The organism is Lachnoclostridium sp. An138, from assembly GCF_002160765.1.
GTDB lineage: Bacteria > Bacillota > Clostridia > Lachnospirales > Lachnospiraceae > Laedolimicola > Laedolimicola faecalis.
On sequence record NZ_NFLF01000028.1, the window covers coordinates 1 to 23,951 of the forward strand.

At 40.5% G+C, this 23,951-nt stretch carries 26 protein-coding genes and 2 pseudogenes; 3 read left to right on the forward strand and 25 right to left on the reverse strand.

Annotated features, from left to right (window positions below; translation table 11 throughout):
* Nucleotides 1-117: 117 nt before the first annotated feature.
* Nucleotides 118-309, forward strand: a pseudogene (locus B5E82_RS18900) (winged helix-turn-helix transcriptional regulator); the annotation flags it as partial.
* Nucleotides 310-587: 278 nt separating this feature from the next.
* Here the strand turns inward: B5E82_RS18900 and B5E82_RS16085 are convergent.
* From B5E82_RS16085 to B5E82_RS16140, 14 genes and pseudogenes are all read right to left on the reverse strand, one after another.
* Nucleotides 588-851, reverse strand: coding sequence for a hypothetical protein (locus tag B5E82_RS16085; protein WP_087308548.1), 264 nt, complete (start codon nt 849-851; stop codon nt 588-590).
* Nucleotides 852-1,089: 238 nt separating this feature from the next.
* On the reverse strand, nt 1,090-1,467 hold the full coding sequence (locus B5E82_RS17995; RefSeq protein ID WP_140393165.1) for a 4Fe-4S binding protein: 378 nt from the start codon (nt 1,465-1,467) through the stop codon (nt 1,090-1,092).
* 150 nt (nt 1,468-1,617) lie between these two features.
* Nucleotides 1,618-2,076: a hypothetical protein gene (locus B5E82_RS16095; protein WP_140393166.1), complete on the reverse strand. Its 459-nt coding sequence runs from the start codon at nt 2,074-2,076 to the stop codon at nt 1,618-1,620.
* A gap of 92 nt (nt 2,077-2,168) precedes the next feature.
* Nucleotides 2,169-2,840 carry a C39 family peptidase gene (locus B5E82_RS16100; protein WP_162610805.1) on the reverse strand — a complete coding sequence of 224 codons (672 nt, stop codon included), beginning with the start codon at nt 2,838-2,840 and terminating at the stop codon, nt 2,169-2,171.
* 703 nt (nt 2,841-3,543) lie between these two features.
* Complete coding sequence (locus B5E82_RS16105) at nt 3,544-4,011, reverse strand: phage holin family protein (protein ID WP_087308552.1); 468 nt, start codon at nt 4,009-4,011, stop codon at nt 3,544-3,546.
* 21 nt (nt 4,012-4,032) lie between these two features.
* Nucleotides 4,033-4,569 (reverse strand): RNA polymerase sigma factor, encoded by a 537-nt coding sequence (locus B5E82_RS16110; protein WP_087308553.1) that lies wholly within the window; start codon nt 4,567-4,569, stop codon nt 4,033-4,035.
* Nucleotides 4,570-4,760: 191 nt separating this feature from the next.
* The gene (locus B5E82_RS16115) at nt 4,761-5,138 is read right to left on the reverse strand and encodes a peptidoglycan-binding domain-containing protein (protein WP_162610806.1); all 378 of its coding nucleotides are present in this window, start codon (nt 5,136-5,138) and stop codon (nt 4,761-4,763) included.
* A 669-nt stretch (nt 5,139-5,807) separates the two neighbouring features.
* Entirely contained in the window at nt 5,808-6,350 is a 543-nt protein-coding gene (locus B5E82_RS16120) for a glucosaminidase domain-containing protein (protein WP_087308555.1), read from the reverse strand.
* A 197-nt stretch (nt 6,351-6,547) separates the two neighbouring features.
* Nucleotides 6,548-6,679 (reverse strand): annotated as a pseudogene (locus B5E82_RS19010) (IS3 family transposase); the annotation flags it as partial.
* A complete protein-coding gene (locus tag B5E82_RS19015) occupies nt 6,637-6,990 on the reverse strand; it encodes an IS3 family transposase (RefSeq protein WP_087308556.1) in 354 nt (117 codons plus the stop codon). The gene B5E82_RS19015 and the pseudogene B5E82_RS19010, both read right to left, overlap by 43 nt.
* Complete coding sequence (locus tag B5E82_RS16130; protein ID WP_140393168.1) at nt 6,948-7,598, reverse strand: helix-turn-helix domain-containing protein; 651 nt, start codon at nt 7,596-7,598, stop codon at nt 6,948-6,950. The genes B5E82_RS19015 and B5E82_RS16130 overlap by 43 nt, the downstream gene beginning before the upstream one ends.
* 60 nt (nt 7,599-7,658) lie before the next feature.
* Nucleotides 7,659-7,790, reverse strand: a complete 132-nt coding sequence (locus B5E82_RS18005) for a transposase (protein WP_140393169.1) — start codon at nt 7,788-7,790, stop codon at nt 7,659-7,661.
* Nucleotides 7,791-7,907: 117 nt separating this feature from the next.
* The gene (locus tag B5E82_RS16135) at nt 7,908-8,735 is read right to left on the reverse strand and encodes a hypothetical protein (RefSeq protein ID WP_087308558.1); all 828 of its coding nucleotides are present in this window, start codon (nt 8,733-8,735) and stop codon (nt 7,908-7,910) included.
* Nucleotides 8,736-9,079: 344 nt separating this feature from the next.
* Entirely contained in the window at nt 9,080-10,453 is a 1,374-nt protein-coding gene (locus tag B5E82_RS16140) for a hypothetical protein (protein ID WP_087308559.1), read from the reverse strand.
* 101 nt (nt 10,454-10,554) lie between these two features.
* On the opposite strand from B5E82_RS16140, the gene B5E82_RS16145 reads away from it, so the two are divergent.
* Together B5E82_RS16145 and B5E82_RS16150 are read left to right on the forward strand one after the other, a co-directional pair.
* Nucleotides 10,555-11,067 carry a cell wall hydrolase gene (locus B5E82_RS16145; RefSeq protein WP_087308560.1) on the forward strand — a complete coding sequence of 171 codons (513 nt, stop codon included), beginning with the start codon at nt 10,555-10,557 and terminating at the stop codon, nt 11,065-11,067.
* 510 nt (nt 11,068-11,577) lie between these two features.
* A complete protein-coding gene (locus B5E82_RS16150) occupies nt 11,578-12,501 on the forward strand; it encodes a hypothetical protein (RefSeq protein WP_087308561.1) in 924 nt (307 codons plus the stop codon).
* A 63-nt stretch (nt 12,502-12,564) separates the two neighbouring features.
* Here B5E82_RS16150 and B5E82_RS16155 read toward each other — a convergent pair whose 3' ends face one another.
* From B5E82_RS16155 to B5E82_RS16205, 11 genes are all read right to left on the reverse strand, one after another.
* Complete coding sequence (locus B5E82_RS16155; protein WP_087308562.1) at nt 12,565-13,332, reverse strand: peptidoglycan-binding domain-containing protein; 768 nt, start codon at nt 13,330-13,332, stop codon at nt 12,565-12,567.
* Between the two features lie 235 nt (nt 13,333-13,567).
* The gene (locus B5E82_RS16160) at nt 13,568-13,837 is read right to left on the reverse strand and encodes a helix-turn-helix domain-containing protein (protein WP_087308563.1); all 270 of its coding nucleotides are present in this window, start codon (nt 13,835-13,837) and stop codon (nt 13,568-13,570) included.
* Nucleotides 13,838-13,853: 16 nt separating this feature from the next.
* Nucleotides 13,854-15,683, reverse strand: a complete 1,830-nt coding sequence (locus B5E82_RS16165) for a VirD4-like conjugal transfer protein, CD1115 family (protein ID WP_330398401.1) — start codon at nt 15,681-15,683, stop codon at nt 13,854-13,856.
* Nucleotides 15,684-15,688: 5 nt separating this feature from the next.
* A complete protein-coding gene (locus B5E82_RS16170) occupies nt 15,689-16,570 on the reverse strand; it encodes a DUF3991 and toprim domain-containing protein (protein WP_206415732.1) in 882 nt (293 codons plus the stop codon).
* 60 nt (nt 16,571-16,630) lie between these two features.
* Nucleotides 16,631-19,360, reverse strand: a complete 2,730-nt coding sequence (mobP3, locus tag B5E82_RS16175; RefSeq protein ID WP_087308565.1) for a MobP3 family relaxase — start codon at nt 19,358-19,360, stop codon at nt 16,631-16,633.
* Between the two features lie 101 nt (nt 19,361-19,461).
* Complete coding sequence (locus tag B5E82_RS16180) at nt 19,462-20,394, reverse strand: hypothetical protein (protein WP_087308566.1); 933 nt, start codon at nt 20,392-20,394, stop codon at nt 19,462-19,464.
* Between the two features lie 228 nt (nt 20,395-20,622).
* Nucleotides 20,623-20,910 carry a hypothetical protein gene (locus B5E82_RS16185; protein WP_087308567.1) on the reverse strand — a complete coding sequence of 96 codons (288 nt, stop codon included), beginning with the start codon at nt 20,908-20,910 and terminating at the stop codon, nt 20,623-20,625.
* Nucleotides 20,911-20,990: 80 nt separating this feature from the next.
* Entirely contained in the window at nt 20,991-21,404 is a 414-nt protein-coding gene (locus tag B5E82_RS16190) for a ribbon-helix-helix domain-containing protein (RefSeq protein WP_087308568.1), read from the reverse strand.
* A gap of 367 nt (nt 21,405-21,771) precedes the next feature.
* Nucleotides 21,772-22,068, reverse strand: a complete 297-nt coding sequence (locus B5E82_RS16195; protein WP_087308569.1) for a DUF6103 family protein — start codon at nt 22,066-22,068, stop codon at nt 21,772-21,774.
* A 16-nt stretch (nt 22,069-22,084) separates the two neighbouring features.
* On the reverse strand, nt 22,085-22,924 hold the full coding sequence (locus tag B5E82_RS16200; RefSeq protein WP_087308570.1) for a DUF6329 domain-containing protein: 840 nt from the start codon (nt 22,922-22,924) through the stop codon (nt 22,085-22,087).
* An 11-nt stretch (nt 22,925-22,935) separates the two neighbouring features.
* Complete coding sequence (locus B5E82_RS16205; RefSeq protein ID WP_330398402.1) at nt 22,936-23,937, reverse strand: NlpC/P60 family protein; 1,002 nt, start codon at nt 23,935-23,937, stop codon at nt 22,936-22,938.
* Nucleotides 23,938-23,951: the final 14 nt, after the last annotated feature.

Genomic DNA, 23,951 nt, shown 5'->3' on the forward strand with positions numbered 1-23,951 from the left:
TCTGACATGATACAGCAAAGATGCAGGATTGAATCAAAAAGTTGAAGTTGGAGCGTTTTACTTCAATAATAGTAGAACGTGGTTTAAAAAGATAGCCGTTGTATTATTAAGCGCTTACAGTATATCGGTGAAATTTCTTACAAGACTCTAAGTTCCACACTGAAAGAACTGGAGGCTGACCAGCTTGTTCATCGAGAAGAATACCCGCAGATTCCTCCCAAAGTAGAATACAGTTTGACTGAGCGGGGCAAATCCTTAATTCCTATTTTAGATAGCATGTGTGAATGGGGAGACCAAAACAGGTTATAGATTTCGCCTGTTTTGGCCCCCAAACCCGGCAGCTTTCAGGTCTATCCGGGCCGAAGTGATTACACCGCTCCATCTTCTCTTTCCTGATATTGCATCTTCCTCTCTGATTTTCTGAGTTCTTCAATTACTTTTTTATCAGCTTACGGATATATATTTTTTAATTCACTATTTTACCTGGCTTTGTCATTTGCTTATCCTCTGTTCGTAAATTTTTGAAAACCCAAGAAAAGATAAAAACCAGTGTAATCCGCTCTTTTTATTTTATTGCTCTGATTACTTTAGCCGGCGTTCCAGCCACAACCATATTTTCCGGTACATCTCTCGTCACCACCGCGCCTGCCAAAGCTGATATTCTTTCCGCAGTCTGTATAAAAAGGCGGGAACAGGCTGACGGTCTCATCCACTTCCTTTCCCGTAAGCTCAGACAGGATTTCCCGTATTTCCTCCGGAGTGTGGTAAGAATTGTTTAATTTCGTTGTCAGTTTCATTGCTTCATTAGAAAGCCCGTCGGAATACCGCATCACATCTGTTCCTGCCCTCACAGGCTCCTCTCCTGAAAAAGCAGCTAAAAAATCCCGCCGCGAAAGATGATCCGCTTGCCGAAAAAGACTTTATACATCCTGAAGAAATGCGTGACAAGCCGCTGATTGTTTCTCATCAGGAACAGGGCGACAACTGGCCTGTCCTTGCCAGAATTAATCCGGACGTGAGCAGCCTGCATATCGCCGCCACCTATACCCTGATTTACAATGGCTCTCTGCTTGTGGAAGAGGGACTCGGTTATGCCGTATGCTTTGACAGGCTGATAAATACAGGAGGCGGAAGCGCGCTGTGCTTCCGCCCCTTCGAACCGGCCATCGAAACCTCGCCCAGGATTGTATGGAAAAAATACCAGATTTTTTCACATAAGCCGCAGCCGATACATTTATCTTCCTCAATGTAGAAGGGGGCTGTAACACTGTAGGGCTCAATAAGTTTCGCCAACTCCCTGGTGCTTTCTTCAGGCGTGTCTCCTTCATAATCATTAAAGATTCCTTTTTCTTTCTTCCTGATTTGCTGAATAAATACCTCCAGTCTCTCCGGCGCTGTTTTTAACTTTTCAACTGCTGATTCTTCCGTATCATAATTAAAGCCCATAATAGAAGAATTATCAGGCATCAGCAGTCCAAAACCTGCGTCCAGATGCAGGATCTTTCTTCAGCCCAACAATTATCATAGAAGCTCCGTATTTGCAAAGATTCTTTCACAGGTTCAGTGACACTGGGTCTTCAAAATATACTCCGTTCTCAACATAAAATATGTATCATATTAACTGGCAATCCGAAGCCCTTCTTCTGTTCTTACAATCGTATATTCTGTCACAAACTTTGTGTCATCAATTTGACTGTCAAAATAAATATATGCCACTATTTCATCGTCACTTTCATATAAGACAGTACTACTCTCAAGATTTTCTTCTGTAACAGGAAAATACATACCATCTGCATAACTCTGGAAAATTATCCCATCCATCTCTTTCCAACGCGGACTTTCTCCTGTCCAGAACCAATGTTTTTCGCAATAATCCTCTGTATATATTTCCAAAAAATATTTCTGAACTTGTTCCAAGGTACTAAAAATTGGAGAGTCCACCTGCCCGTAGCCTGTCATTAATATTGTCTCTTCATTCCCTTCTTTAAATGGGAAACCATAATTATAGTATCTATTCCTATCATTACTTGCATACAAAAGCTCTGTAAGTTCTTTTGCATCTTTGCATTCTAACAAGACTTCCTCTTCTCTAGTAAATGCACAGCTTGTTAAAAAACAAAACACGCTCAAACACAGGAAAGCAGCTCCAAACTTGGCAAGTTCTCTCTTTAACCTGCATATACACATAATCGATTTACCTCATATCCAGCATCAAAATAATCTTCTAAAAAATTATATCTTCCTGCAGGATCTCTAATATAAATCGAATTTCCACTGTAGCCATATGCTGTAACAAAATGAGTTCCACCACTATATGACATTCCTACAAGCACTGGACGTGCAGAGTCAATAGCACCTACTATAAAGGATACCGCATAAGAGTCACTTACTGTACTTGTACTTAAGTTTACTATGGTATAGCCAAATGTATCTGCCGCCCCTTGATAATTGAATGGACATGCATACCCACCAAGTCTGGTATTGACTTCCCCCGGATCTAAACCTCCTCCAAAAAAGCGCTGAATATTTGCAAAGCTTGTCAGGCAACAACCAGCACTGCCAATTGTTTTACCGCAAGTCTGCATAATATCACTACTCCAGCTTTCACCTGCTTGACGATAGTCGTAGGGAAATACCAAACGATTCGTAAGACGTCTTTTTAGAGATATATTACCTTGTGCTACTAATGCATTGTTGGCATCCTCAAATTCTTCTGTATCTATAGTAACAATATCTAACTCGTTTATCCCACTGGCAAATGTGTTTACTGGAAAAGCAGTCTGCAAAACGACAACTAGCACTAACAGAATAGTCATTTTTTTTATACTTCTGCGCCTCATTATAACACCCCTTCCTTCTTTCATATAAAACAGGAAAACGCATTTACTTTTACAGAATTTCTCCACTATCCTTATATTGCACCCATTGGAATCTCCCCCTTTATATGTTTATCTTTTTATCGCAACCTATAAATTCTTAGCTTTCATCATATAAAATGATACTAATTATTGCTTTATCCACAACTCTATCTCAGCCTTGTTGTCAAATCACCACTATAATGTTTGAAGTTTCATCGCTATTTATGTTTTTTATCTGTGTCTCTAGATTCTGGAGTTACAACATTAACCACGTCTTCCCTGTAGATTCTTTTGTTCTTCTTTTAAAACCCCCGCAAAAACATAAAGCAATTACAAAAACACAATAAAACATTAAATTATTTCAATTATCCGCTTCGTCTTTCTGCCAAAGATACCGTTCTGATTTTAGCTCCTTTCTTAGATAAACATTCTCTTCTTCTTTTTCTTTTGTACCAAATTATCAATATTTCGTTTTTATTTTCTTATATTTCTTTATGTATAAGGCGAATAATTCTTATAATTCTTTTTATAAATAATAATTATGACTTTATTGTACACTATTTTCCATTTTTCTGACAGTGACAAATTTATGACTATATTTATTTCAGCATTAATACTTTTAGTTATAATATCATAACCATTTGTTATTATCAAGAATCAAGTCAAAAAATGCCCTATTGTTATTTTATTTTTTATTATTTATACCTTTTTTCAATTCACTTAGGACATTCATCAAAAAATCTGGTAATGTGACGCCCATTCTTCCTACATTCTCTAAAATAGATAATATTTCATTAAGAGAAAACCATACTGATACAAGTTCTCCAAAAAATGTTTTTGTTTCATATTCCAAGCCAATCCCTTGAGTGTATCTGTAAATTATATAGTCTACGCTCATAGCTACCAGTACAGTAAAAACATACCCTATTTTTTTATATATTCCCAATATTCCCTTTTTACTATTCCATCCATATTTCTTATTATCAGGATGCTCCAGTCCCTCCTTTCGAGCCGCCAGCATTCCAGATATATAATCCAAACTCATCAACAGCAACAGAATAATTAATATCGGCCCTATAATTTCCATTTTTCTAATTAATAACGTCAATGTACCTGTTATAATTCCTCTATTTAATAAAATTTTTTTTTCCATTATTTCTTGTCTCCATTTACTTTACATATTGATCATGTAATTTTTTAAATCGTTTTTTAAATTTTTTCTTATTCTATTGATATATTGTCTAGACAATTTCAATCGTTCAGCTATTTCAGAATCAGACAAATTTAAGGCTAACATCATAACAATGATTTTCTTTTTTTGCCCTTTATATGTATTTATAATCTTATATAAATCTTCACTAATGATAAGAGCATCCGTTAAATCCTTGCTGCTTTCTTTTACAAAATAAATATCATCCGTACTATTTATTTCATGCTCACAGCGTTTTTTACTGTTTCTGTATAATTCATAGTACCGATTTTTAAGAGCCCTACAAATGAAATTTATAATCTGCCCGTCATTCTCACAATATGAAATTTTGAGTACACTTTCCCAAAGCGCAAGTACTAGTTCACCATACACATCTTCTTTGTCTTCCTTATATAGCAATCGAACATATTTATTAATTAATGGTTCCATTTTGATAAGCAATTCTTCAAATTTTTCTTTATCATTCTTAATTGCTTGGATTAACGATACAAATTCCCCCATCTTTTTACCTCCTCATGGGGTAAAAAGATAAGATTTTCAAAAATGTAAACTATATGTACATTATTAAATTTTTAGTATTGGCATAAGGATATAATTTTCTTACTAAACAAAGTTTTAGTATAAAAATATTTCTGCCAGTAGAACCGAGCTACTGGCAGAAATACCCATTTTATCAATTTGCTGTAAAAGTTTTAATTGTACAATACATACATGGTATCCTTTCCCGCAATCCCGTCTACTGCCAATCCCTTACTCTCCTGAAAGCGTTTTACTGCCGAATAAGTACCTGTGCTATAAATACCATCTACACCTCTTGAAGCAACCCCTCTGCAATAAAGCATTCCCTGCATAATGCGAACATCGTGCCCTCTGCTACCTTCTCTCAATGTTTTTACAGCCGCTTTAGAATCAGCACCAAAAATGCCATATGCTGTAACACCAAGAATTGTCTGGTACGCTTTTGTAGATGCCTTTTTAGTGTTGCTGCCATAAATACCACCAACCACCAGACCCGAAGAATAATTATGTCTGAAATGCACGAATTGTACTGTCGCCAGATCCAGTATCACCACCTCCTCCTGTATAACGTAAAACATATTGCCAAGGATAGTTGTAACAAGAGCGAGTACAGCCCGCCTATTCCCCTGCATCAGTGCCATTTTCATTAATACTAGCATGTACCATCTGAGAATTGCCAATATACATCGCAGTATGCCTGCCAGGGGTTAACAACACATCACCATATGCAAGTCCTGAACCATCAAAAAATAACCGAAGATGATACATCAGAAGACAGCTCGCTATAAAAGCGCAATACATATTGCTTGTGGTAGAAGCCCCCTTTGCTTGAACCGGCACTCCTGCAGCCTCCCAAGCACTAATCAAAGCAGAAGAGCAGATATAGTCCGGCTCCATCTATTAATTTGGTCATAACCATGTGAATCATCATTTGCAAGATAGATCACCCACTGTATTGCCGACTCAATTTTTCCCATTTATTTAGCTTTCGTTTCTACCCTCAGTTGCCAAGAGCACACACGGTCAGGACAGTGGCTGTATAGTTTCCTGCTGCGTTGCATTGAACAGCTGGCTACCTAACTCTCTGACTAAACATACGCCGATTGACGATGACTCAGAAACTACCGGAATCAGGCTGTTAGAGGCGTGTGTGCCCTTGTTAACTTAGGGTAAATTTTCTTTATTTATCTGTTGATAAACGTATTACAAATATTTTATTATCAACCTATATCAGTATGCATTTCCAAGGAAGATACGCATTCCTTAACTCTCTTTGCATACCCCGCATGATCTTCCCCAGCATATCCTGCATTGGCAATATAATCAATACACGTATTTATATCGGGCGAAGAAGTGTTCTTTAAATAATCAATTAAATCCGAATATCTGGAATTATTCATGAAGAATTTAGCAAAACCTCTTGCATGTTTTCTTCTTCCTTCGAATTTTGCCCAGCCATTTGTTCCTTTTCCAATGTTTCCTTCAGGATTCGTTGAACTGATGTACTTCATATTTGACCAGTTCTGATTCTCATTCTGAGTAGGGCCTGTTGCCCATCCAGATTCTTCTCCCCACATTGCCAAACTTACTTTTACTGGCAACCCATGGCAAATGATTTCAGCAGTCCCGGCTACGCTTCGAAAAGCATCTACAAATGCCTGTAATTTATCATCGACATTCGTATTTGGATTAATTCCTACCTTATAATCAATTTCTCCATCTGTACATACCACTCTTGTTAACTCAATACTCTGTTTTGCCATTTTTCTTTCCTCCTTTTTAATTATCAGATTTGCACAAATCTAATAATTAAAAAGAAATAATCATCTTTTTGTAAACCTAAAATGCACAAATAAAAAGGGAGTGTCACAAATAATGGTGAACTGCTCCCTGTCAAGTAGACAGATGAAAAATTAAAATTTTTCTATCTCCAGCCGTAGTTGTACGGTTGTAGATATTTTTATGCGGATTTGGTTTGCAGGTAGTGCCTGTATTCTAAAGGCGTCATGCAATTAAGCCGTTTTTGATATCGTGAGCCATTATAGTACCCTATATAGTCAAACCTAAAATCTGCATCAGCCTGTAAATGCGTTTTTGATTTACATGAAAAGCATTCTCCCGGTTCAGTTTTATTGTCATTTGACGATAACCTAAGATTCCGTTCTTTTCCTCATATGCCTCTTTTATCAGTGGCAGAAGCTGACCGTTAAACAGCTCATTTTTGCTTTCCTTACGATTTAGCCATTTGTAATACGATGAACGTGGAATACCTGCGAAAACGCATAATTCAGAAATCGGACAGCCGGTTTCGTCATGTGTTTCCTGTATTGCAAGGTAGTTCGTTTCATTTTGTATCTGGCTTAAAACCGCCTCCTTTCTATCTCTCCGAGTTTTTTTAAGAATGCCATCTCCATTTCCTGTCGCTTGTTCTGAGCCTTTAGAAGCTTGTTTTCTGCCCGGAGCTTTTCCAGTTCAGTCATTTCAGCCTCCGGCTTTGTTCGGCCGCGTTTATCCGTTAGCGCCTCCACTCCTTGTGCTTCATACTTCCTTACCCATGAATAGACTTGTTGATAGGATACCTGATAGGTATCCGCTGCTAATTGGTAGTCTTTATGATTCTCGATACAAAAAGATACAATTTCAATTCTTTCTTCATATGTTGTTTTGCGTCCCTTTGTCATGATCGTAGAACCTCGTACAGTTCTACGATCATTATACTGCAAGACCCACTTTCTGACAGTATCAAAAGAAGGAATATTATAACGGACACAAAGTTCTGCATAACTGCCTTCATCAGCCAGATAAGCCCGTATCACTTCTTGTTTAAAGGATTTGCTATAATGCTTCTTTGTATGGTTTAGAAGAAGTGCCGCATCTTCTCCGGCGTTGTATTTTGCGATCCACTTGCGGACACTGGTGTCTCCAACGCCATATTTCAGTGCGATATCTCGTAAAGACAATACTCCTTGTAAATATTCATGGACAGCTCTGAGTTTCTCTTCTTGTGGCAATGATGATGCCAGAGGCTTTTTGTGAAAGGCTTGTTCCCCATCTATCTTGTAACGGTCTACTCATCTTCGAATACTGGTATCTGTAACTCCATATTTATCCGCAATAGAGTAGGTACTACCTTTACCTGAAAGGTATTCCTTTACCACCCAGAGCTTTTCTTCTGGCGATAATTCTTTTGCATCTTCAGACATAAAATATACTCCCTCCTAAGTGACAAGTTTTTGTTATTTCACTTGTCTACCTAGAAGGGAGCATATCATGGTTTTGCAACAGCCCCTTCTCTATATTTACTAGCAATTATGTGAAATTTATAATAAGCCCGTATAACATGATATAAAAATCATAATTGATTTATTCATCCAATCTCCATATCCCGGAATTTTCCACACATTCCAGCACTCTGTTTCTGTCAATCTCTGTATAGCTATATATGCATCCTCTCCTTCAATATACGCACATATATCTCGGTATTCCGATGAAATAGTAGCTGCCTCTGTATCACCTTCACGAGGAATCCGAACCCAACTTTCTTCTGTATTGACAATTTCTTCATCATTGGCATGAAATAAAGCACTTTCCGAAATACTGGAAACCTCATCTACTGTTATCCCCTCATAAACCAACTCTGAACTTAGTCTTCCTCTCATCGCAAGCCATGTAAGGTCTTCGATGTTCTGCACAAGACTGTTATCTGCAGTTACTTCGAATTTTTTTCCTTTTCCACCCCAACTTAGAAAAATATAGCTATCTTCATCTGAAGTTTTAATTTCCTTTTCCTGCGGAACCGCAGTCTTATCACCTGCATTATTAGCATCTGAAACATCCTCGTGCGCAATATCACTGCTTTTTTCCTCATTTTGCTCTTTTCCACAGGAAATGCAGAATACCAATACTAAACACAACACGCAACTCTTAATAACCTTCATTCCCTTTCCTCCTCTCATCCTGATGGATGCCCTGGAATCTCTTTGTTTATATAGGTATTTTCTTCCGTTTTTCAAACCTGTTATTCTCACAGTTTCTGGAAAAATTCCTGCCACATCCGGAAAATCAAAGATTAATATTAAATCAATCCCATTCATAAACTGTATTCCATTCATTATGAATAATCTCTGCTGTACTAAGGGAATCAGCATAGTTCGCTCCCCATGGCCAAGACAATTTCATAAACACTGGACTCAAACTCAATTTTGTTACATTGTTAAACCACACTTCACAATACACGAAAGAACTTTCCGTCACCTAACTAGATGTCCAATATTTGTACACATCTTCATCAAAGTAACAGCCCTCATAGATTATTATCCCAAGATATTATCTCCCAATTTCTGTACCCCAGAAGGTAGACGTTTTCCGAGCTTTCCTTATAAATAGCTTCCATATAATTTTTTCTATTATACAGTCTGCCATAGAAGCAAAGATGAGTACAGCTGTCACAACAACCATACCATGCTTTATTTTTATCTACTCATTTTTGTTATTAAGGAAGCCTTAGAATTCCCTCTTCTTTCCCTTTATAAACCACTTCCATGCGTATACTACCTTCCAAATAATAAGGTACTACTCTTTGTTCAAACACAATCACAGGTGATATATCCATATAAATCTTTCCTTCCTCCAACACATAAGAATATACGCTGGTAAATAATATTCCTTCTAGCTTCTCAATATCCGCTCCCATTTCTTTTTTATCATAACTACCACTAAACACCTCTTTTCCACTAAAAGCGTCTGTCACATACACCTTTCCCGTTTCCTTGTCAATCTTCCAATCCAAAAGCTTCTGACACTGCTCTTCTACCATTCCCTGTACCCACGCTTCCGAGGGAAATAGTTCCGTCCAAACAGGCTTTCCGTTCTCACTCTGGTCAATAACCAGTAGGCCTTGACCAGCAAAACTAGCTACTCCATAAGGATAGAAAAATGCAGTCTCTGTCAAGCCATCTCCATCATAATCTGCCTGCTCCATTGCTGCTTCTCCATAGTCTGTATGCCATTCCAATTCAGTATCATAAAAATCATCCCCAATCCTTAGCACTATGCTCTGATAGGTTGTTCCTGGGCTTGCTCCATAGGCAGCCACCAGTTCATCCTTACTTATAGCAATACTTTCCAGCTGTTTTGCCGGGCGGGCGGAAAAGTTTGGTATACTGTCCTGATAAATGATTTCCAGCTTCAATTTTCGTGGAAGCTGCACCTCACCATCCTCGGATTTCAACATTATGGGTACCGTCAAATAAAATCTTCCTCTCTCTGCTTCCAGCTGGACATTGGAAGAATACAACACGCTTTCCGGACACACACCATCCTCCACCCATCCTTCATAGGAAACTTCCAGCAGTTCTTCACCTGTTTCCCTCCATATCAGAGTAACCTTTTTTGTCTCTTCTACTATATCTGCAGTAATCTGAGCCGAAAAATTATCTTCCGTATCGGAAGCAGGATCATAAATATTCCAGTATAATTCTCCCTTCTTTTCTTCAAAAATATAAAGTCTATTTTGATAAGTACTACATTCATCATCATAACAATGTAAAATCAATCCGTATTCTTTCTCCCCATCCCTATCATAATCCGAAGTAACTGCCAGAAGCTCCACATCTTCAGGGACAACAGGTTCACTAAGCAAATACAACTTATCCTCCCAAGCAACACAAATGCTTTTCTCTGCATCCTCATACCTATATATTTTGAATTTCCCCTCTGGGTCTTCCGTCAGCACGTTACCAATTTTTCCTTTTACCTCCTCACAATAATATGTCTGAACTCTAGTGTCTCCTTTCCATTTTATAAGTCCAAAGGAAATCAGCAGTATTATCAATGTGGCAATCGATATTTTTTTTAATACTTTCACGCTATCCCCCCTAGTTCTTTAAAAATATAGTTTACATTTTCATGAAAAACACTTTTTACAGTATGTAATCAGTTAAGTACATTACGAAAGGAGTATCCATAATGAGTACACATGCAACAAACGAATTTGTTCCATATGGAACATCGGTATCTAGCGTGGCAGAAATGATTGAAAAGTGTAGCCCCATTGATTGTCTGGCACGTATGCTGATGGGGGAAGCTCGCGGCGAAAGTCGCCAAGGCAAAATTGCTTGCGCATGGGTAGTAAGAAATCGTCAAACCATTAATCGATCTGAATTCGGCGGCCCCGATTATAAATCTATCGTTACAAAAGGTAACGGAGGACAGTTTAACGGAATTACCAGCACCGCTGCACTAAAACCATTAGAGGTAGACGCTAATGCCTGGGAAGAGTGTCTTGACATTGCTTCCAATTTTTATCGTGAAAACAACCCAATAAGAAAGTGTTTGTGGTTTAACACTAACTCTAAATACAACGAAGTTACATCTGCAAACGGTGGAAAATATAACTTCGGAAACGGTGCAGTAACAATCACTGATCATCTTACCATTGGTAATCACACCTTTTTCACAGTAGAAGGATATGACTTCTAACTCTTTTTGAATTGATTGAACATTTTAACTGATTACTGCCGGAAGTATGTTACAAATCACTTTGTGACATACTTCCTTTTATACACATTAAAACATCAATATCTGGAAATTCAAATATTAAGTATTCTCATTACTATTTATATTCTATCCCAATAAACTTCAGATACCTAGTGTCAATAATATGACAAAATCGCCTTCATGTCATATTAATAATACCATTAGTTATAGTATCATATTTTCTCACATTTTTAAAGGTTCTCAATTACAAAACATCAAATTATAATCACAAACTAATTCTAAGTATAATTAAATAATAAAATTCTGTTTAAATATCAAGGCATCTATGTTATTATTACTTGTAGTATTATTCTTATAACTTATATATACTTGTCACTCATTTGCCACTTTAATCGGATTCTTTTATACTATAAAATTAAGATAATAATACAAAATCCTCTATGAAATGTTAATCAACTACACAAAACAGAGCAATTGAAAGGAGTAAACAATTTGTCATTTCAAGCTTCTAGATTCATATTCTCTATAATAATACTTTTACCATGTATCATTTCTACAGCTTCTTGTAGTCCCAATCCTCAAAATGCCCTCTCTAAAGAAGATTTTGCTGATGATAATGAATTTTCCGAAGAAGCATCATTTATATTTTTAGAACCTACAACTTTTTCTATGGATCAAATATCTACTGTAGAAGAATCCGAAGCTGTTATACACACAATATCCGCCTTGCCAGCTTCTATATTCGAATCCGCGATTAGTTTCGAAAAATACAAGCAAGAACATTCTTCTGAAGAAAATCTGATTATTCTATCCACGAATCAATCAAGCACCATCAAAATATATGGTTATATCGATAGCAATCTGAGTACACGCGGGATCATTGTAGATTATTATAACGGAAGATACTATTTCGATTATTGCTGGAATAGTCGTGCTGGAATAACAGGCTTATGTGAAGGAGATTTTGATCTTGATGGTACTACAGAGGCATGTTTCATCCTAAAGGGTAGTACAGGAACTGGCATAAATATCGATCGATTAATCATGCTAGAATACGATACAGCACAAAAAACGCTTTTAGCAAACGAATTTATGCCAGATGCCCAGATAGAAGAAATTAAGAAAAATATAGGATTCACATTGGATAAACATAAAGACAATTTATCTATAATTAAAAATGACAATGTTATAAAAAATATTGTTCTAAAAGATTATAAAGATCTTTTAGACAACGGTCCTTATGTCATTGACTGTGTAAGTCAAATACGCTACTCTGTTAATGATACCCAAATTATAGTAACCATTGACATTGGCATTCTTCCCAAAACAGGAAATCCTACTATTTTCTTTTCAAACGAGGTTGGGAATATTTCCATGAACGTCTTATACAATGGGCTAAATTTCCAATTAGAATAAGAATTTACCTAATCGGACTGCAGAATATCATTCTGCAGTCCGATTCATAATATTATTTACGCTTTATAAAGATGTTTGATAGTCAAAAAACTTATTCCCCACTCCAGCTGGAATCTGTACCCGTGTAGAAGCCACAGAATTAGAAGGATAAGAACTGTCTGAAGACAAATGAAAGCACTGAGTTCCTAAAGTGCTACTCGGTTTTACGCCACGAACTAATGTTTTTGCTAACGAAACGCATCTTGCCCATTCCGTTGAATACTGGTTAGGTTTACGAGAATCTTGTGTATGTGAAGAGTTGCCTGTCATCACTGCATACTGCGAAGAATCGTAACAAAGTCCTTTCCATGATTTTGAACCAGCAGAAGTACCCGAAAGTGAGCCAAATTTTCTAGAGCTTCGCTGTCGATTATATAGCTCTTTTGCCACGGCTGCTTGTCCATCAGAATAACGTGTATCCTCACCATAAATTGTTCTGGCTAATGCCTCAACATTTGATATAGCAGAATTACTATAACCAGAAGTTAACTGTGCATGGGTCAGTTCTCGACCATAATTTTCATCAGCAGAATCCGGTGATAAAGCATCCAATCTGGAAAGGGTGTCTCTTCCAGCCTTGCCATCTGCAGCCAGCCCCTGATCGCGCTGAAATGCTTTAACCTGAGTCTCTGTGTTAGCTCCAAAATATCCGTCAGCAGAACCACAATTATATCCCAACCGATTAAGTTTTGTCTGCATTCTTCTGACACTTGCGCTAAAGCCAGATTCTTTTGAAAAATAGCCAGTTCCCGTAGAAATGATGTTGTCAAATGTGTAACTTGAATTTGCCATAATAATGGACCCCCTTTATTTGTTTTTGATATTTAATAAAAAGAAGTCCTTTTTCATTTTGTAAACAGTTTAAAAACTTTTTTCATAAATTATTGTAAATATAAAATAATACATTGAATTTTCTTTTCTGCTCTTAAAGCATTTCTTCAGGTGTTCCCTTCCATACATATGTCATTATGGCATATTCCATACGCCACCAAGAAGACAAACCATCCCCTTGGCGGCGTATTTCTTTTTAATTGCTATCAACCAGCGTATAGAGCAGACTACTCCTCCCGCCATTTTCCCGCCACCGCTGCTCTTTTTTAAGAAGCCCGGCACAAATCAAATCATTAATCGCTCGTTCCACTGTCCTGCGGGACAAATGTAGTTCTCTGGCAATGGTACCTATCGCCGGATAACACTGTCCGTTTTTATCGCTGCGATCTTTCAAATACATATATACTGTCTTTGCTCTATGCGGAAGTTCCTTTGTATAAATATCTGAAAAATATCCCGTTGGCATCACCTCCCGCCATACTCTAATCCGTCCGCAGAGGAGGGCGGAAAGGCACTTTCTTGTGTTCCTTCAAAATTTCTTCTGATAGCATACGTCCGGCACGCGTATAAGGATTTCCTAGCGGTACAGTCTCATCAGCCCAATCATCGCTGTCCTCATCCCTGCGGCGCACAATCTCTCGCTCCAGCTCAAAACGATCTACATATGATACTGGTCTTGCTGATTGTTCCGACACTTCATAAGGCTGCCCAAATTGGATTCCCCATTGCAAAAACAGGGGGAGCCGTGTCTGCATCGGGCAGCATCCGGTCTTGGCCAAAATAAAATGACCTTTTGGCAAGGTTTTCAGTTCGTCCGCTGACATCAGCGGCCTGCTCATCATCTGCAGGCTCTGACTCGGATCGTTCTTGCCTCTGGAGATTGAGCCTGACAATACGGTACGGCTTCCAAGAGCCTTAGACAAAATTTCCGCACTTTCTGAATTGGGGGCAAAACCTCCAAACAGCATATCCTGACAGTTATCGATGATGATGCTGGAGCCTTCCTTTCCATAATTTTTTTCCAGCTGTGCAAAAGACTGAATAATCGGCACCATACTGATCCTTCTAGAACGTCCCGCAGAAAACATCATCTCCAGAGATTCTATTTTCGGTATGGTTCCAATCTCATCCGCGAAAATCATCACACGGTTTGGAAGTTTCCCTCCATGCTCATCCGCGATAGTCAGCATCTCCCTATATAGCTGCTGCAAAAACAGAGAAACCATAAAGTACTTCGTGTTATCTTCCTCCGGCAATACAATAAAAATTGCAGATTTTTGTGAACAAAAGGTTTCCGTGTCCAGCGAGCTGTCAAAACACAGGATCTGCTCCATCTCGCTGTCAAGAAACGCATTCAAGCGGCTCATTGCTGTCGACAATACAGAGGCCATGGCCTGGTCAGCAGAATTTAGTGCCGCACCTGCAAACCACTTGGCTTTATGATTTGGCGGCAGTTTGTCCATGAGAAGCTGAAACAGGCTGCGGTTTTTGACTGGAGAAGGCGCCATCAAATCTTGGATCAGCTTAAATACAGAAACGATATGCCGTTGCTCCGGTGGGCAATACTCTGCAATCAAAAGAATTACAGAAGTAAGCAGTCCCTCTGCTGCGTCATAGAAAAATGCATTCTGTCCATAGCTGCTGGCAGAAGCGCCATCTGAACTGATAATAGTTTTTGCTGTGATTTTTGCATATTTTTCAGCTTTAGCTTTTGCCGCCAGATTCCCCGGATCATCCAGATAAATATCCATATATTTATTAACAAGCGTTAAGATATTATTTCCGTCTGAGCGGGTAGGATTACGCAGATCTAAAATGGAAATACGGTATCCATAAAAATCCTGTGCGATTCCTGCATAATTCCGGAACAGGTCACCCTTGGTATCTGTTGTTAGAAAACTCGTTCCCGATGCGCAGGCATTTTCAATGTTCGGATAAAGGAAGTTTGCAGTCTTGCCGACACCGGCCGCACCAATCATCAGGCAGTGAATGTCGCCGCTGTCTATCAGCGCTGTGATGGAACTGCCTTTCTTTTTATATCCAACTACCAAGCCCTGCGCTGTTGGCAGTGATTCACCTTTTCTCCATTTTTCCGGCTCATAAGGAACATGGACATAGGTTTCCCGTATCTCTTTCTCTGTCGCAAACCTCGCAGTTCCATATTGTCCGTCGCCTACCGTGCGTGATTTTATTCCGTTCAGCGTATAATGGTTGGACAGCATAGCCAGCCCTCCAATTACCGCGAACATCCCAAGACCAATACAGATAAAGATAGCAATATTCCCTGTTTGTATATCTTCACTTCCCTTCATTCTGCCTACATCGTCATCTGATTCTTTTCTATCAATTCTGGCGGAGGTTTCGTCATTGCCTTAAGATCCTCATTCCAATCCTTTTGATATGGCAAGAGCGGGAATACTTTTCCGTATCCCCGCTCTTCCAAATGCTGTTTTATTCTTTTTTCTGCTTTTAATCCGGCTTCATCATTATCTAAGCACAAGATCACCTGATTAATCTGAGGGGCGTCTGACAAGAGCTGCATAAGGGCATGCTCTGCCACACCGCAAAGGCTTACATAGCTGTGCTCCTGCCAATGGTCCGGACACATCGTAATAAAAGACAACATATCTATCGGCGCTTCAAAAACATAAACGGTATCACGCTGCCCAATCCAATGAAAGCTGTATCTGGGATCTCCTCCTTCTACATTTCCCTTGTATGGCTCACCTCTTGTATAGGTCCCGCGCTTATGTGCATGACGGGCAACTCCATCCGTATCATACCCGACAAATACTGCATTATGATATTTCGCATCCTCATACAGCATCTTTGCTTTCACAAATGCCGACACAATATCTTTGTCCAGGCAGCGCGTCTTGGTGAGATAAGCATATACCCGCCGCATATCAGTATGAGCTTTTGGCAAGGTAAACGGTTTTGACAGTTCCGGCTCCTTATTCTGTGCTCTCTGGTATACCTGTCCCTGCTCACCTCCCAAAAGCATAGTTACTGCTTCCGGAAAACTCGTATGATAAAACATCTGCACGAAGTCAATAGCGCCGCCTCCGTTCTCCGCAGCATGGTCATACCATCTATTTCCCCGGATAGTAATGCTATGATCAGAATCAAGTCTCTTGTCTCTGCCGGAGCGAAGCAGTTTTTCTCCCCGGCGAGTTAAAAAATCCTCCAGATCCACCATATTGGCTCGCTGTTTCTGTTCTTCTGCAAAATGAATATATCCGATACTTTCACACCTTCCCTAATATATTTTCTGAACAGGCTCTTGATCATCTTCCTTATGTCCCTGGGCATGCTTTTTCTCTGCCAGCCTGCGTCTGCGCTTTCTGTCAATACGATAAATACTTCCGCTTGTATTTCTCTGATAATCTTCCTGGAACAGCTTCTCCAGATGTCGAAGAAGTCTGGTCGCTGTAAGAATTGCAGATGGTTCATGCGATGAATCCATGCGATCCAGAAAAAACTGTGCATAGATATTTCCCTGCTCTGCCGAAGCCCTCAGATAGTGTACTGCCTTTTCTCTGTCCTGCGGAATATCATAGCCATAAAGATACAGCTTTCCCAGAGTGTATTGTGCGTACTGGTTTCCTTTTTCTGCGGCTGTTTCCATCCACCGAATCCCCTTCTCCACATCTTTAGGCAGAAATTCCTCCGAGAGATATAATTTTCCCAGCTGATACGCCGCATACTCATTCTCCTGTTCTGCGGCCATTTTGAAATAGGCTTCTGCTTTTTTCACATCCTGTGTGACATATTTCCCCTGCAGGTATATTTTGCCCAGACGATATTGTGCATTCTGATTCCCATTATCATCAGCTGCGATTTTCATCCATTCGACCGCCTGCTCCAGATCGCCCGTTCCGATATCCAGCCAGAGCTTTGCCAGAGCATACTGCGCATATGGATTTCCCAGCTTCACTGCCTGTTTCCAGTATTCTTCAGCAAGCACATCGTTCTTCTCTGTTCCCGTTCCGGTATGGAGCATCCATCCAAGACGGTACTGTAACTTATCATCGCTGCTCTTTTCCTCCATCAAAGAAAATCCTGAGAATGCATCCTTAAAGTATTCATATGCCAGAACAGCATTTTTCCTGACTCCGGTTCCATCCCTCAGCATTTTGGCCAGAGCATATCCAGCATAAGGATTTCCCTGTTTTGCTGAACACTCATAAAGCTCATATGCTTTCATGTAATTCTGCTTCACACCCTGTCCGCGGTAATATAAACCAGCCAAAGAGTATTGTGCATACTTATGCCCCATGGCTGCCGCTTTTTCGAGCCACTTTGCCGCTTCCTGATACCGCTGCTCTTTCTGCTCTTTCTCCGTCATTTTAGTATCGACCGATTCTGTCACTCCCAAATCCGCAGCATACATTTTGCCAATACGGTACCACAGATATGGCCGTTTCTTCTCTTCTTCTTTTGCTTCGGCAAAGCGGAAAGCCAACAGAGCCTTTGCATACCACCTATGTGCAGTCTGCGAATCTGCGTCACAGCCTAAACCGTCCGCATACATGCGGCCCAAATCGTACATGGCAAGTGCATTTCCGGTTTCAGCTTCACGTAGAAACAATTCAAGTGCCTGAGCAAAATTTTGCTTTGTTCTTTCACTTCCGTACAGATATGCCCGTGCCAATTTATATTCCTCGTTCCAATCAGCATAAAAACTCGTTTCCACCGGAAAGTCATGCTTATTCGATTCTTCTTTCTCATATCTTTCCCCTATGTCGTATAGCTCAGGCAGTTCCTGCTCAAACGACTCAGCTTCTTCCATGTGTGAATCTGATTGTTTATCCGATCCTATAGCTTCTGCCGCATACTCTTTTACTTGGAATTCATCCTCAAATGTAATACTGTGCTCTGCTATCTTCAGTGCTTCCTGAATTACCATGTTTTTGAGGCTTTTGAATTGTTTCTGTTCCGAAAGCGGAGGCAGAGGAGACCGCTTGCTCTGATAGACAGAAAGGAGCTCATTCTGCCAGTTTCCCCATGTCTGGTACAGCTCGGAAACTCTGGGATCTTTCTCCAGCTCATCTACAATCTGGTCAATCAGATTCTTCACATCCCGTATTAGATAACCATAAACCTTTTTCCCGGAAGTTTTCTGCAGACGTTTTGAAAGCTCCAGTATCATTTCTTCTATCCTGGTACTAGCCAGAGTGCCAGAATGCAGAACCTCCCGTTTCTCCCTCAGCACTTCTTCCACGCCCGATTTCAACTCTGCGCGCGCCTGATTCTGTCCTTCATAAATATTTGCAAAGTCCTGACGGAAAATATCATGTGTCAGCTCCGAACGCATTGCTTCTATGGATTTCTCCGTCAGATACCCGTCATTATCTTTCACAGAGTATATCATTAGATGAACATGAGGATGGTGTCCCTCATTATGAAAAGCTGCATACCATCTAAGATTTGCGCTGTCGATTTTCATGTGTTTGCAAAACATAGAACGTTTGGATCGGAGCAGTGCCATCCATTGGACTGCGCTGTCATAGCCAAGTCTGGCCGCATCCTCCCGCCGCAGGGAAATCACATGTGTCCAGACAGGTCCTTTGTGAGCAGCCACATCCTCCTGTACCTGCTTTATAATTACCGGTTTCCCCGCGTCTGTAAACAGACCATGCTCTCCGATCCGTTCCACGCGGGGACGATGCGCAATGTAGTCTACATAATTTTTTCGCTTCTCCAAAAGCTCCATGCTCTGCTCCAGCGCACAGGTGATAAATTCTGAAGCATTTCCCATGGTAGGTTTCAATAAAAAATCCGCATATTCCAGCATATTTCGGGCATCTGGGATATCACGGATTACCTGCGCAATTATTCTTTTCTGATTTTGAGAAGCAGGAAGACTGTTTCTTGCTCCTTCTATCTTTTCTACACCCTCCCTGGTACTGATGTAGCGGACATAATTTTTAAAGTGCTCTGTAGGTGCGTCCCGAATATATCGGGAAGTAAAAATCAGTTTTGGCAATATACATGCTCCTCTCTCATGAGACACAAAATAAGCTGCTGATATCAGCTGCTTGTTAGAAAATATATGAGCATTGATGATACTAGAGGTGCCTGATTAATCTATACCTGATACTCCTCAAACCTTTTCACTGTATGAAATATTCTTCTGTTATTCACCCATCGTTGCATTTGTCTGACGACATCATTTTTATTTGTCGATCCTTTATTATAGATCATTACATACGGATTATATCCCATATCTCTCAGTGTATAGATCCTCTCCAAATCCTGATCGATAGTCGTATCAAAATTGGTTAGCACAAAAACACTGGTTTTCTGAGGTCCCCATCCGGTAATCTCCTTGAACATTCTGAATTTTGGTAGTACCACATCCTTGTCTTCGTAGCGATCCCAAGCAAAATGGATACTGTCAATCTTCATCCGTTTTATCATTTTCGCTTTTTCCGCTGTCATCAACCGGATATCTACCCCCTGATTGATATTTACTTTGGCTTTACTGTCAATCAGCTGCTGTATTAGAGATTGCCAATCTTTACAAGCAATCAGGTTCGGATCACACAAAACTATCCTTTTCTGTCCATTCCAGAACTCTGACAGCTCTGAAACTTTTACAGCGTATGCTCCCTCCTTTGCTGCCACATGACAGAACAAGCAGTTTCTCGGACATCCTCTGGTCAGAAAACCATAAGCAGTATCAGTACATAATTTCGGATACAAAGTATAGTCCGGATAAGTATGCTCGATCTCATCAGGCAGCTTAATATCCTTGTCTTTCTGGTATCGCTCCATTCCATTTATAGTCTCGATACAGTATCCTGTTCCACCTTTTATTACTTCATCTGCCCGAATATGATATGGATAATCCTCAGTGAAGGAAAAAACTTTACTCATATACACCCTATCCAGGTGTCCAGAAAACAAAGGTTCATACCATTCTACCATATCTCCATGTGCCTTATGCCATGCTGATAATTTCATCAAAGGAATATTAGGAAAGTGATGTCCATCTACATCTATTAACCCCACTTTCATCTGCATCATCTCCGCTGTTTAATAAAAAAGAATGCAGCATAAATTAGAGCTTCTGCCGCATTCTTTCATTTCACTGTTCAACACCTTCTACAATATTTCCAGTTCTATTAACAGTTTTACTTCTTCCTTTATATCTCACTTGTAAAAGTATTCGGAACACAATACCGGAATCGCACCCCGAAGTCCATATCCAAATGTCACAATTTCTTCATTACTTCCCCGTATATTCTACAGCACTCCCAGACCTTTGAGTAACTCTACGCAATCCTTTGCCCCCTGCACATACAGGTATTCACACTCATCCTGCGCTGCCAAATGAGTTTTTGTAATATAGTCATCCAGTACCTGACGGTCTTCAGGAGATAGTTTGGCCATTATCTCCTGCTTTTTCTTGGACAGCTCAAGCAGTTCCTGATAGTTATTCTGTTCTTCCTCGTTGAATCGCTCCCTGCGCTGCACCAGTGCATGCTCTGTCATTTCTTGAAGAACCATTTGATATATTTCCTTTTTATCCATACTTCTCTCTCCTTTTTAATCTAGAATAAACGAATTTTATATAGACAGTCCATAACAACAATCAAAAAAATTCCGTATTCTCAGCTTTCTCTTTTCTGATACCTGTATGCACTCTCGAAATCAATGGTACCGTTAATCCGTTTGACCTCTTCCACACATTTGGCATGCAATTTTTTTAATGCCACCTCATCAATATCATGAGAATACGCAATCACCTGCGACAGTTTCGCAAGCTCCACTGCTATCTTAAAGTCCATTCGGGCCAGACGATTTTCGCTGTCCTGTACGGTTCCAAGCATCACCGAGGAAATTGCCTGCAACAAATAGTCCTCTGCTTTTTGCGATGTAAGAAATCCCAGATAAAACCGCAGAGCATCCTCAATCAATTCTGTCCTGCTTTGCACAGTACCGTCTTTCACATATGCATCTGCCAATGTGACCAGCTCTGTGTCTATCCGAACAGAAAACTTGCTCTTATCCGCATTTCCGCTCATATCTCCCTCCCTTCTACCTGATTATTAAAAAGCCACCTTCAAAAATCGAAAGATTCCTGTTGACTCCGTTTGTCCGGCGGCATGAGCCACTCGCTTTTCCAAAACCGGATTTTCCGGGTGCCGGCAGAAATTCCCGCACGGCTTTGCCGGGCGGTGTGAATCGGGCTAGGTGGCTTTCCAAGCCACCTGCCCTTTAACCTGCACACTTTTCGACCTTACTCTGCTTCTATATTTTGGGAAGCATAATGCATATATGGAGCCTATACCCAGCCGTCCTTCACACGCGCCCAACGTTTCAGAAAACTGCCAGAGGGGTACACGAGTTCCACTCCCATCAACAAAAGCCGACACAGCGGCACACAGGGCCTCACACGGGCATAAGGTGATCTTCTGCTTTCTCAGCCTGTGCATCTTCGCTTCTGAGAGTTCTTACTCTGTGTGCCGAAGACCGCGCTGACCTTCGAGATGCCTCCTTTCCGCCCCCGTCACGCGCCACTTTATCGTCAATATACTCGCGGGTAGCCTGTGGCACGTATTTTTCGTAAAGCCGATGCATTGTGTCATTCAGTTCTTCCTGCAGATCAGCCTCTTTCTTTCCCATGTGGAAAACCAAAGCATCCAGTTTCTCAGCATTAAATGTCACTGTTAACGTCGCATTTTTCAATAATTTCCGCCTCCTTTTACATATCCATTTCCTGTATCAACAGCGATTTTTTTACTTCGCATACCATCAAATAACAATCAAATTTTTGCAACCTTTCTGCTGATATATTCTCCAGCTCAATTTCAATGCCATAACCTTTCCTCTGAATGGATTTTACTTTTGCGTTAAAGATATCACCCCATCTCTCCAGTTCCTTTTTCCCGACATCCAGATTCCAAACCCGACTAACCGGAATAAAGCCTACATCTTTCGGATGCATTAAATAGATGTCAGAGTATTCATTCAGTTTCATTACATCTGCTAATGTTGGTACGGTTCTAAACTCCAGTTGATATCTCACCGTCAGGCCTTCTGCATCCATTTCCATGACTAAAACTTCCGGCCGTTCCTCAAGCATTTTCCCAAGCATATCTTGTAAGAATGTATTTCCACTTACAGGTATTCCAATCTGACTCTCCAGTTCTTCAAAGCTCAAACGCCTGGATTCGTCCGTGATATTTCGGAATCTTTCATTTACTATAAAATCCACCATATCGGCCAGCTTCCGGTTCATCGCATATAGAGAAGGATAGGAAAGTGCCGTTGCGTCCGGCACATATGACGCGTATCTTGCATAATCATATCCATCGCTCTCTATCAAAATTCCATCTGTTCTACCTTCTGCCATGACCAAAAGGCAATGATAAATACCGTAAAAATCCGGATACATCAAGTCTTTATTATCCGCAATAAAGTCCTTATCTTCCATTGGATTTCCCAGCATTGAAGCAAATTCTTCTTTCGGAATCCAAATAGTCTTCTCTATTACAAAATTCCGCAGATGAAATTGCGGCTTTCTATCAAACGTTGTGTACATCTGTCCTCCTGTCAAACGGATAATCTGCCACAGGCATAATAGTGTCTGGACCAGTATGGAGAATCTATATCTGCGTACCCAATCGGATTCCCGGCATGGAGCATCTGCCCGTTCCCTACATAAATTCCGAGATGTGTCACTGTGCTTCCGGAAGCATAGGTCCCGGAAAAAAATATCAAATCTCCCGGCTGCGCTTCGTCTCTGGAAATTACTGCACAGCGATTGAATATCCCCTGTGCTGTAGTCCTGGGCAGATAAGCCACCCTTGCCTGCGAATATACCCAACAGACATAACCACTGCAGTCAAATCCGGTTGCCGGGGTACTGCCTCCCCATACATACGGCATGCCGATATACTTTTCAGCCTCAGTAATCAACGCCGCGAGACTCCCGTCTCCCAATGCTTCTCCCGCAACAAGCCCGTTTTCTCCTGACTGCGCCAGTGTATAAATCCTCTGGGCATTCGACTCATTCTCCAGTGTGATTTCCCGCCCCAGTGTGGCAGACAGGTTTGCATAAACTGTTTCCAAGTTTGAAATCGGTATGGCCACGGTATAAAGATTACCCTCATCGTCTTCTCGTTCTTCGTAATCTACAAAACAGTCTACAAAAGTGTGATAGCTTCCCGCCCCCGCCTGAGCCGCGCCGAAAAACAGAGAATAGAAGATAGCTTTCACGCGATACGCGTCTACTGTCCCACCCTCAGCCATACTGTTTATTTCAGAAATGATTCCATCCAATTCCCTGAAACTACTCTGCATTTGCTCGATATAGTTTCGGTACTCTGTCGGCATCTGGGCAGAGACATAGCCGCCATGAAATGTCTGACGTACTGCGGCGGTATTGTGATTTGCTGCACCTGACAATGCACATAGGATAACAGCAATAATGAGAATAAACGGCATCAAAACTGCTGCAACCACAGAAAGAATCGCTGTCCTTACTCGCTTATCTGTTGCCGCCGCAAGTGAGGCTTTCACAATTATTATAGCGGCTGGCGCCGCCATAGACATTCCTCCCTTCCATT